Source organism: Mycobacterium hubeiense (assembly GCF_002838065.1).
In the GTDB taxonomy this organism is placed as follows: domain Bacteria; phylum Actinomycetota; class Actinomycetes; order Mycobacteriales; family Mycobacteriaceae; genus Mycobacterium; species Mycobacterium hubeiense.
On sequence record NZ_PIZU01000046.1, the window covers coordinates 24,007 to 34,504 of the forward strand.

The window sequence follows — 10,498 nt, forward strand, 5'->3', positions numbered from 1 at the left end:
ATTGTCGCGTGGAGGCGCCGCGGCCCAACCCCTTCAGTCGACCACATGGGGTGGCCGATCCACCGGTCTATGCACCGCGTCAGGACGTGGACGAGCGGATTGCCATGCTGACCGGTCAGCTCGCGAATCTGCAATTCACTCAAGGGCTTCGCCTACTCGGCACCCGCGGCAGCGGAAAGACGACGGTACTGCTGCGACTTAGGAATCTGATCCGAGCGCGTGGATGGCTTGCGCCATATTTCGCACGACGACCGGGCATGCCGATCACCGCTCAGCTTGCTGACGCAGTATCCCAAGCAATCAGAGAGAGAGGAGGGCGTGATCCACTTCGCTCGGCGGCACGCCGGCAAACCCATTGGAAGGCGTCCGGAAAGGTCCCGTTCACACCGATCGAGCTCGGATTCGAGAGCAATGCACCCGAGGCTGGCGGCGATACCTTCGCACTTGTCAAGGACGCAATCCGCGAGCATCTCGTCAACGCGACTCCGGTGGTCCTACTGATCGACGAGGCCGACTTTCTCACTGCCGCCGAAGTCGAGGACACGATTCTGGACATAGCGCACGATGCGGCGTTGGACGACCTACCGTTTGCCGTCGTGTCTGGCGGAACAACGCAAGAGTATCTGGCCGCGATGGACGGAGTACTCACCAGCAGCGGCGCCCTCACCGAAGCAGTCGAACTGAAAAGACTGACAGATTCCGAAGCCTTTCAAGTCGTTACCGGTACGGCGGCACTGGGCGGACAAGACTGGTCACATTCCGCGATACTGCCTGAGTTCATTTCGGTGGCGCGCGGCGTGCCACGTCATCTACAGGTGATGGGCTTCCGCGCATACGAAGCGGTCCCCCGCATTGGCCTCGACGACGGCCTCCGTGACGCGATTTGCTCGTGCCGCCAGCAACGTGACCATCTGATCGCAAAGGTAGCGCGATCGCCGGCTGAACAGACCGCGATCCTCGCTATCGAGCGAATCTTGCGGGACGGCCGCGTGCACCGATGGCATCTTCATCGGGCGGTGGATGCATCGCTGCGGTCCACAAGCGGCGAGAGCATCGACTTCGATGATTGCATCATCAGATTGCAGCAAGCAGGCCTCGTCGAGGCGCATACCGACTGGACCCTCGAATGGGTCTAGCGAGCTACAGCTCGGCGGCCAGCAGCTCGGCGATCTGAATGGTGTTCAGCGCAGCCCCTTTTCGCAGGTTGTCGCCGGACACGAACAACGCGAGCCCCCGCCCGTCGGGCACACCCGGATCCTGGCGGATGCGGCCGACGAGTGATTCGTCGACGCCGGCGGCGGCCAGCGGCGTGGGCACGTCGACCAGCTTCACACCGGGCGCCCCGGCCAGCAGCTCCTTCGCGCGCGAAACCGAAAGCGGTTGGGCGAACTCCACATTGAGCGACAGCGAATGCCCGGTGTAGACCGGCACCCGCACACAGGTGCCGCTGACCAACAGGTCGGGAATGCCCAGGATCTTGCGGCTCTCATTGCGCAGCTTCTGGTCCTCATCGGTCTCCCCCGAACCGTCGTCGACCAACGAACCCGCCAACGGCACCACATTGAACGCGATCGGCGCCACGTACTTGGACGGCGCCGGAAACTCCACAGCGGCGCCGTCCTCAACGAGCTCGCGACTGTTCTTTACGACCGCGCTGGCCTGACCGAAAAGCTCCTCCACGCCGGCGATACCGCTGCCCGACACCGCCTGGTACGTCGAGGCGATCATCCGCACCAGACCGGCCTCGTCGTGCAGCGGCTTGAGCACCGGCATCGCGGCCATCGTCGTGCAATTCGGGTTGGCGATAATACCTTTGGGCCGTCGCCCGGCATCGCGCGCGAAGTTGACCTCCGACACCACCAACGGCACGTCGGGGTCCTTGCGCCACGCCGACGAATTGTCGACGACGACGGCGCCGGCCTCGGCGAACCGCGGCGCCTGCACCCGCGACATCGAAGCGCCCGCAGAGAACAACGCGATGTCCAGGCCCGACGGGTCAGCCGTCGCGGCGTCCTCGACCTCGATCTCCTGCCCGCGCCACGGCAGCTTGCGGCCCTGCGAGCGGGCCGACGCGAAGAACCGCACGCTGGTGGCCGGAAAGTCGCGTTCCTCCAACAGCTTTCGCATCACCTGGCCGACCTGACCGGTCGCGCCTACGACTCCGATCGCGACCATCTAACGTCCCGTCCCCGCATAGACGACGGCTTCCTCGTCGCCGCCGAGGCCGAACGCCTCGTGGATGGCGGCGACGGCCTTGTCCAGTTCAGTGTCCTTGATCAGCACCGAAATTCGGATCTCCGAGGTGGAGATCAGGTCGATGTTGACGCCGACCCCGGCGAGCGCCTCGCAGAACTTCGCGGTGACACCGGGATGGCTGCGCATACCCGCGCCGACCAGCGACAGCTTGCCGATGTGATCGTCGTAGAGCACCTTCGTGAACCCGATGTCCTCCTGGGCCGCGGTCAGCTTCTCCACCGCGGCCGGGGCGCTGTCGCGCGGGCAGGTGAACGTGATGTCGGTCTTGCCGTCCTCGACCTTGGAGATGTTCTGCAACACCATGTCGATGTTCACGTCGGCGTCGGCGACCGCGCGAAACACCTTGGCGGCCTCGCCCGGAACGTCGGGGATGCCGACGACGGTGACCTTGGCCTCGCTGCGGTCGTGGGCGACTCCGGTCAGGATGGCATCTTCCATGGGGATGTCCTCAATCGATCCTTGTACGAACGTGCCGGGCTTGTCCGAGTACGACGACCGGACGTGAATCGGCACGTTGTACCGACGGGCGTACTCGACGCAGCGCAGCATCAGCACCTTGGCCCCGCACGCGGCCAGCTCGAGCATCTCCTCGAAGCTCACGGTGTCCAGGCGCCGGGCGTTGGACACGATGCGGGGGTCGGCGGTGAAGATGCCGTCGACGTCGGTGTAGATCTCGCACACGTCGGCGTTCAACGCGGCGGCCAGCGCGACGGCGGTGGTGTCCGAGCCGCCGCGGCCCAGCGTGGTGACGTCCTTGCTGTCCTGGCTGACGCCCTGGAAGCCGGCGACCAGCACGATCAGCCCCTCGTCCAGCGCCGAGCGCAGCCGGCCGGGGGTGACGTCGATGATCTTGGCGTTGCCGTGGGTGGCGGTGGTGATCACGCCGGCCTGCGATCCGGTGAACGACCGTGCCTGCGCGCCCAGTGAGTCGATGGCCATGGCGACCAGCGCGTTGGAGATCCGCTCACCGGCGGTCAGCAGCATGTCCATTTCGCGCGCCGGCGGCGCCGGGCAGACCTGCTTGGCCAGGTCGAGCAGATCGTCGGTGGTGTCGCCCATCGCCGACACCACGACGACGACGTCGTTGCCGGCCTTCTTGGTTTCGACGATGCGCTCGGCCACACGGCGGATCCGCTCGGCGTCCGCCACCGAGGATCCGCCGTATTTCTGTACGACGAGCGCCACCGTCAAACCTTTCGAATGCTTGTGAAGATCCCACCAAGGATAAGGGTTGTGCGCACGTCATTTAGTCCGCCGGCTAGACGCACGCTTTGGACAGCTCGTCCAGCTCATGCAGGATGCGATCGTTGAGCGTCGACATCTCATGGACCACCGGCGGCGCCGGGGCACCCGGCGCGCGTGACTGCGACGCCGCCCGCAGCCTGGGCAGCTTGGCGACGAACTGATTGGCCAGATCGGCCAGGTGAATCGCCCGGGCCGCGAGGTCGGGTGCGCTGACCTTCTGCGCCCGCTGGGCCAGCCCGTCGGCCCACTGCTGGTAGGCGGCGTCGTCGGCAACCGTCGGCACGGCGCGATCCTGGTCATTCGACGCGATTAGACCGCTTTGCGCCTTGTTGAACTCGAGCAGATCCAGCACGGGACGGCAGTCCTCGGATGGCCGGCTGAACACGGTCTGCGACAGCACGAACGCGATCGCGACGGCGATCACCACCGCGATCGCCAACCACCACCGCCGATCGAGTCTCATTGCATCGAACCTAGCGAATGCGTGCCCGCGGGTTTTGCCAGCATGTCGGGCCTTGCTACAGTTGTCGCTGTGCAGCGGGTGCTCCTTCTCGGACGCCGCGACGGGGTCTGATCCAGACCGGCTTCCCGTCGCGGGTGTTCGCGATGCGCCGGTCGTAGTCCCTTAATCATCCGGAGCAACCACCGTGAACACCCCACATTCTTCTGTTGACGCTTATACGTCTGTACGCACCATCACCACGCCGTCGGGTCCGCCCAACCCTGGGCAGCCCGCCTGGAACACCCAGCGCGGCTCGTCGATGCCGATATCGCGCTACCGCCCGTTCGCCGAAGAGGTGCCGGGCGGGAGCCCGGCATTGGGCCCAGTGCCTGTTCCGTTTGACCGCACGTGGCCGGACCGTGTCGTCGACAAGGCACCCATGTGGTGTGCGGTCGATCTGCGCGACGGCAACCAAGCCCTCATCGATCCGATGAGCCCGGCCCGCAAGCGCCGCATGTTCGACCTGCTGGTGCGCATGGGCTACAAGGAGATCGAGGTCGGCTTCCCGTCGGCAAGCCAGACCGACTTCGACTTCGTCCGCGAGATCATCGAGCAGGGCGCGATTCCCGACGACGTCACGATCCAGGTGCTGACGCAGTGCCGGCCCGAGCTGATCGAGCGCACGTTCGAGGCCTGCGAAGGCGCGCCGCGCGCCATCGTGCACTTCTACAACTCGACGTCGATCCTGCAGCGCCGCGTCGTCTTCAAGGCCGACCGCGAGACGGTCAAAAAGATCGCCACCGACGGCGCCCGGATGTGCGTCGAAGAGGCCAAGAAGTATCCGGACACGAAGTGGCGATTCGAGTACTCGCCGGAGTCCTACACCGGCACCGAACTGGAATATGCGGTCGACGTCTGCAACGCCGTCGCCGAAATCGTCCAGCCCACACCCGATGTGCCGATGATCGTCAACCTGCCCGCGACCGTGGAGATGGCCACCCCCAACGTCTACGCCGACTCCATCGAGTGGACGAACCGGCATCTGACGCCGCGCGACAGCATCATCCTGAGCCTGCATCCACACAACGACCGTGGAACCGCCGTTGCTGCAGCGGAATTGGGCTATCAGGCCGGTGCGGACCGGATCGAGGGCTGCCTGTTCGGCAACGGCGAGCGCACCGGCAACGTCTGCCTGGTGACCTTGGGCCTGAACCTGTTCAGCCGCGGCGTGGACCCGCAGATCGACTTCTCCAACATCGACGAGATCCGTCGCACGGTCGAGTACTGCAATCAGCTGCCCGTGCACGAACGCCATCCGTACGGCGGCGATCTGGTCTACACCGCGTTCTCGGGCAGCCACCAGGACGCGATCAACAAGGGCCTGGACGCGATGAAGATCTCGGCGGACGAACAGGACGCCGATGTGGACGACATCCTGTGGCAGGTCCCGTATCTGCCGATCGACCCGAAGGACGTCGGCCGCACCTACGAGGCCGTCATCCGGGTGAACTCGCAGTCCGGCAAGGGCGGCGTGGCCTACATCATGAAGGCCGACCACGGCCTGGTGCTGCCGCGGAGGCTGCAGATCGAGTTCAGCCAGGCGATCCAGAAGATCACCGACGGTGAGGGCGGCGAGGTGTCCTCGAAGGAGATGTGGGACGTCTTCGCCGAGGAGTACCTGGCGCCGATCCGACCACTGGAGCGAATCCGCCAGCGCGTCATCGCCTCAGAGGTTGACGGCGGCACCGACACCATCGAGGCGACCGTGAAGATCGATGGCGTCGAGACCGAGATCCGCGGTTCGGGCAACGGTCCGCTCGCGGCGTTCGTTCACGCGTTGTCGACCGTCGGCATCAACGTGGCTGTGCTGGACTACTCCGAGCATGCTCTGACGGCCGGTGAAGAGGCCCAGGCCGCGGCGTACGTCGAAGCGTCGGTGGACGGCCGCACCGTCTGGGGCGTCGGGATCGCGACGTCGATCACCACCGCGTCACTGCGGGCGGTCGTTTCGGCCGTCAACCGCGCGGCGCGTTAACGGGCTAGCCGCCGAAGTTCAGCCTGGCGGCCCGGGCACCGCGGCAATCAGAACAAAGCGAACTGTTCGCCGGCGACGCCGGTATCGACAAACTCCTCGATGCCGGTGCCGCCGACAACGGCGTCGAGGCCGGCCATGAACTCCGTATCGGTGACCAGCGGGACGCGGAGCTCATGGGCTTGATAGCCCTTGCCGTGTTCGGGATTCGGCTCGTTGCAGATCACCAGCGACGTCTCGACGTCCACGGCGTCGGTGTAGGCCAGGCCGGCGTGCACGATGCGCTCGATGAGCTCCTCGTGGGTGCGGTTGACCTCTGCCGACAGCGCGACCCGCATGCCCTGCACCAGCGGCCGACCGTGGACGTATCGCCCGGGATTGAGATAGGGGCACGGCAACCGCGACGCCAACAACTTCAGCGGGCGCAGCTCGTCATGCGTGACCTGCCCGTTGGGCCAGTACCGCCGTTCCACCGAGCGCACCGGTAGCCACACCTTGCGCTCCCGCGCCCGCGCCAGCGTCGGCTTGAGGATCTGTGCCAGCACGAGCGCGTCGTCAAGCGCGTCGTGAGGCCGCATCTGGGTGACGCCCCAGTGCGCGGCGAGCGTTTCCAGCCGCAGGTTCTCGGTGCCCAGCTCGAGGCGGCGGGCCAACTCGACGGTGCACATCACGGTGTCGATGGGCAGCTCCGCCCCGACAAGTTCGGCCTCGGCCGCCAGGAACGCGTAGTCGAAGCCCACGTTGTGGGCGACCAAGGTACGTCCTCGGAGAACCTCGATGAGCTCGTCGACCACGTCGGCGAAACACGGCTGACCCTTCAACATGTTGGCGGTCAGGCCGTGCACATGCGTGGGGCCGGGATCGACGCCGGGGTCGAGCAGCGTCGAGACGCTGTGCTCGACGTTGCCGTCGTCACCGACGGCCAGCGCGGCGAGGCTGACGATGCGAGCCGGCCCAGGTCGAAAGCCCGTCGTCTCGACGTCGACGACGGCCCAGCCCGTGCCGGGTTCGGCTGCCGGCCGGCCCCAACTTTGGCTCACAGGGTCAGGATGGCACGGTAGTCCGACAAGCCTCGGGCGGCGCGACAGCGTGTCGTCCCCCTAGAATCCCGGGGATGGTCACCACCCGAGGACGCGCCGCGCTCGCGGCGGGCGCCGCAGCGCGCTGGGCGTCGCGGGTGACCGGACGTGGTGCGGGGGCGATGATCGGCGGTCTCGTCGCCATGACCCTGGACCGTTCGATCCTGCGTCAGCTGGGCGAAGGCCGGCGCACGGTGATCGTGACCGGCACCAACGGCAAGTCGACGACCACCAGGATGACCGCGGCGGCGCTGGGCACGCTGGGCGCCGTGGCCACCAACGCCGAGGGCGCCAATATGGACGCCGGGTTGGTAGCGGCGTTGGCGAGCTCGCGCGAGGCTGAGCTGGCGGCGCTGGAAGTCGACGAGATGCATGTGCCGCATGTGGCCGACGCCGTCCACCCGTCGGTGATCGTGCTGTTGAACCTCTCGCGCGATCAGCTGGACCGGGTGGGCGAGATCAACCACATCGAGCGGACTCTGCGCGCCGGGCTGGCGCGTCATCCGTCGACGGTGGTGGTCGCGAATTGCGACGACGTGCTGATGACGTCGGCGGCCTACGACTGCCCGCACGTGGTGTGGGTGGCCGCCGGTGGCGGCTGGGCCAACGACTCGGTGAGTTGCCCGCGCTCGGGCGAGGTCATCAGGCGCGACGGCAGCGATTGGTATTCCACCGGAACGGAATTCAAGCGGCCCAGCCCGCAATGGTGGTTCGACGACGCGAACATCTATGGGCCTGAAGGGCTTTCGCTGCCGATGACGCTGTCGCTACCGGGCGCCGTCAATCGGGGCAATGCAACCCAGGCCGTCGCGGCGGCCGTCGCGATGGGCGCTTCGCCGGAAGCTGCGGTGGCGGCGGTGTCTTCCGTGGACGAGGTCGCGGGACGGTATCGGACGGTGCGGATCGGCGCGCATACGGCGCGGGTGCTGCTGGCGAAGAATCCGGCGGGCTGGCAGGAGGCGCTGTCGATGGTCGACAAGCACGGCGCCGGGGTGGTGATCGCGGTCAACGGGCAGGTGCCCGATGGCGAAGACCTGTCCTGGCTGTGGGATGTGCGATTCGAGCATTTCGAGGACACGCAGGTGGTGGCCGCAGGCGAACGCGGCACCGACCTGGCGGTGCGGCTGGGCTACGCCGGTGTCGAGCACACGCTGGTGCACGACACCCTCGCCGCGATCGAGTCCTGTCCGCCGGGACACGTCGAAGTGATCGCCAACTACACGGCGTTCTTGCAGCTCAACAGGCGGCTGCCATGACAGTCCGCATCGGATTGGTGCTGCCCGATGTGATGGGCACCTACGGCGACGGCGGCAATGCGGTGGTGCTGCGGCAGCGGTTGCTTTTGCGGGGCATCGACGCCGAGATCGTCGAGATCACGTTGAACGACCCGGTGCCTGCGGAGCTGGATCTGTACACGCTGGGCGGCGCGGAGGATTATGCGCAGCGGCTGGCGACCAAGCACCTGATCCGGTATCCGGGTCTGCAGCAGGCGGCCTCGCGCGGGGCGCCGGTGCTGGCGATCTGCGCGGCCATCCAGGTGCTGGGGCATTGGTATGAGACGTCGGCGGGTGAGCGGGTCGACGGGGTGGGCATGCTCGACCTGACGACGTCGCCGCAGCCGAAGCGCACCATCGGTGAGGTTGCCTCCACTCCCCTGCTGGACGGGCTCACCCAACCGCTGACCGGGTTCGAGAACCACCGCGGCGGAACGGTTTTGGGCTCCGCCGCCCGGCCATTGGCCAAGGTCACCAAGGGCGCGGGCAACCGGTTGGGCGACGGGTACGACGGTGCGGTGCAGGGCAGCGTCATCGCCACCTATTTGCACGGCCCGTGTCTGGCCCGCAATCCGGAGTTGGCCGACTACCTGCTGTCCCAGGTGGTGGGTCCGCTGCCGCCGCTGGAGCTGCCGGAGGTCGATCTGCTACGCCGCGAACGGCTGGCGGCCCCGCGCCGGGTCTAGAGTTCCGCTGGTTCCGCCGCGAGACTGCAGTTATCGAGACGTTTTCGGGCTGTTTCAAATTTGAGTGTTTTTGTTGGTGTTGATCGGCATGTCCTACCGGGTGTGGTGGTGGGTGTCGTTTAGATGGGTTGGTGGCCAAGGGGTATCGACCTGTTGAGCGTGATCAGCAGTTCCTGTTGCCGGAGAACATGCGCGACTGGTTGCCTGATTCGGATCCGGTGTGGCTGGTGATCCGGGCGGTCGCAGAGTTGGACACTTCTGCGCTGCACGCCGGGCGCCGTACCGGTGGGGCGGGTCGGGCCGGCTATGACCCGGACATGTTGTTGGCGGTGTTGATTTGGGCGTGGGCGCAGGGAGTGCGGTCCTCGCGGGTGATCGAGCGGTTGTGTCAGCGTGATGTGGCGTTTCGAATCATTTGTGCCGGTGATGGGCCCGATCATGTGACGATTGCGCGTTTTCGAGCGCAGGCCGCCGAGGTCTGTGAGGAGTTGTTCGCTCAGGTGCTGGCGTTGTGTGCGCGGGTGGGGATGGGCCAGTTGGGGGTGGTGGCCATCGATTCGGTCAAGATCGCCTCGGATGCCTCGCTATCGGCTAACCGCACCAAAGACGGGCTGATCAAGGCGGCGGCCGATCAGGCCGCGATCGATGCGGCCAAGGCCCGTGAGATCGCCGCGGCCGCCGCGGCCGAGCACGCCGCCGCCGATGCGGCCGAGGACGCGTTGTACGGGCCGGATCGTCGTGGTGATGAATTGCCCGCCGAGCTGGCCGATCCCCGGACCCGCGCCGCGCGGATCGCTGAGGCGCTCGCCGAGCTCAAGGCCGCCAGCGCCGCTGGCGGCGCCGACCGCCAGGCCGCCGCGGAGCGTCGGCGCCAACGCGAAGCCCAGCGTGCGGCCAAACGGCAGGCTGTGCTGGCCGACTATCAGGACCGACGCGCCCGCGGAATCCGCACTGGCCCACCGCCCGCCGAGGTCCGCGTCGAGGTCCTGACCGAGAGTCTGGCCAAAGAGAAAGCCCGGGTGCAGGCCCGCAACGATGCCTGGGCGGCCCGGCCGTTTCNGTCCGCGTCGAGGTCCTGACCGAGAGTCTGGCCAAAGAGAAAGCCCGGGTGCAGGCCCGCAACGATGCCTGGGCGGCCCGGCCGTTTCGGGGCGGGCATACCCCCGGCCCGGTCGAGAACGATGTTTTCGTCAAACGTAAGCAGGCGGCCCTGGACCGGGCGATCGCCGAGCGCGCTGCTGCCGAGCAGGCCGCTGTCCAACGCGCTGCTGCCGAGCAGGCCGCCGTCGAGCAGTCCGCGCCGGCGGGTGGGCCCAAACGCAATATCACCGATCCGCAGTCACGGATGATGCGGCTGCGGGGCGGGGGCTGGGTGCAGGGCTACAACTGCCAGGCCGCGACCAGCAGCGACGGGCTGATCATCGCCACCAGCGTGGGCAACAATCCCTGTGACAGCACCGGAGGTTGTCCCGGTCTTCGTGGAA

Annotated in this window: 9 protein-coding genes and 1 pseudogene; 6 read left to right on the forward strand and 4 right to left on the reverse strand. The window is 66.9% G+C overall.

The annotated features are described in order from the left end of the window. Positions 1-50 precede the first annotated feature (50 nt). Positions 51-1,136: an AAA family ATPase gene (locus CWS39_RS24395; protein ID WP_102145474.1), complete on the forward strand. Its 1,086-nt coding sequence runs from the start codon at positions 51-53 to the stop codon at positions 1,134-1,136. Between the two features lie 4 nt (positions 1,137-1,140). On the opposite strand, the gene CWS39_RS24400 is transcribed toward CWS39_RS24395, so the two are convergent. The 3 genes from CWS39_RS24400 to CWS39_RS24410 form a co-directional block, all read right to left on the reverse strand. Beyond that, entirely contained in the window at positions 1,141-2,175 is a 1,035-nt protein-coding gene (locus CWS39_RS24400; RefSeq protein ID WP_102145475.1) for an aspartate-semialdehyde dehydrogenase, read from the reverse strand. After that, on the reverse strand, positions 2,176-3,441 hold the full coding sequence (locus tag CWS39_RS24405; RefSeq protein WP_102145476.1) for an aspartate kinase: 1,266 nt from the start codon (positions 3,439-3,441) through the stop codon (positions 2,176-2,178). A gap of 73 nt (positions 3,442-3,514) precedes the next feature. Then, positions 3,515-3,964 (reverse strand): hypothetical protein, encoded by a 450-nt coding sequence (locus CWS39_RS24410; RefSeq protein ID WP_102145477.1) that lies wholly within the window; start codon positions 3,962-3,964, stop codon positions 3,515-3,517. A 184-nt stretch (positions 3,965-4,148) separates the two neighbouring features. On the opposite strand from CWS39_RS24410, the gene leuA reads away from it, so the two are divergent. Next, positions 4,149-5,978, forward strand: a complete 1,830-nt coding sequence (leuA, locus tag CWS39_RS24415) for a 2-isopropylmalate synthase (protein WP_102145478.1) — start codon at positions 4,149-4,151, stop codon at positions 5,976-5,978. A gap of 47 nt (positions 5,979-6,025) precedes the next feature. On the opposite strand, the gene CWS39_RS24420 is transcribed toward leuA, so the two are convergent. Beyond that, positions 6,026-7,015, reverse strand: coding sequence for a DEDDh family exonuclease (locus tag CWS39_RS24420; RefSeq protein ID WP_102145479.1), 990 nt, complete (start codon positions 7,013-7,015; stop codon positions 6,026-6,028). A 74-nt stretch (positions 7,016-7,089) separates the two neighbouring features. Between CWS39_RS24420 and CWS39_RS24425 the strand changes: the two genes are divergently transcribed. The 4 genes and pseudogenes from CWS39_RS24425 to CWS39_RS30380 all read left to right on the forward strand — a co-directional run. Further along, a complete protein-coding gene (locus CWS39_RS24425; protein ID WP_102145480.1) occupies positions 7,090-8,310 on the forward strand; it encodes a Mur ligase family protein in 1,221 nt (406 codons plus the stop codon). Beyond that, the gene (locus CWS39_RS24430) at positions 8,307-9,014 is read left to right on the forward strand and encodes a type 1 glutamine amidotransferase (protein ID WP_102145481.1); all 708 of its coding nucleotides are present in this window, start codon (positions 8,307-8,309) and stop codon (positions 9,012-9,014) included. Before CWS39_RS24425 ends, CWS39_RS24430 begins: the two co-directional genes overlap by 4 nt. Before the next feature lie 188 nt (positions 9,015-9,202). Beyond that, entirely contained in the window at positions 9,203-10,093 is an 891-nt protein-coding gene (locus CWS39_RS29795) for a transposase (protein ID WP_431306181.1), read from the forward strand. 29 nt (positions 10,094-10,122) lie between these two features. Then, a pseudogene (locus tag CWS39_RS30380) lies at positions 10,123-10,498 on the forward strand (hypothetical protein); the annotation flags it as partial.

Excerpts from the sequence above, each read along its gene's own strand:
- CWS39_RS24430 (WP_102145481.1), top strand. The coding sequence starts at position 8,307 with ATGACAGTCCGCATCGGATTGGTGCTGCCCGATGTGATGGGCACCTAC.
- CWS39_RS24410 (WP_102145477.1), bottom strand. The coding sequence starts at position 3,964 with ATGAGACTCGATCGGCGGTGGTGGTTGGCGATCGCGGTGGTGATCGCC.
- CWS39_RS24400 (WP_102145475.1), bottom strand. The coding sequence starts at position 2,175 with ATGGTCGCGATCGGAGTCGTAGGCGCGACCGGTCAGGTCGGCCAGGTG.
- CWS39_RS24425 (WP_102145480.1), top strand. The coding sequence starts at position 7,090 with ATGGTCACCACCCGAGGACGCGCCGCGCTCGCGGCGGGCGCCGCAGCG.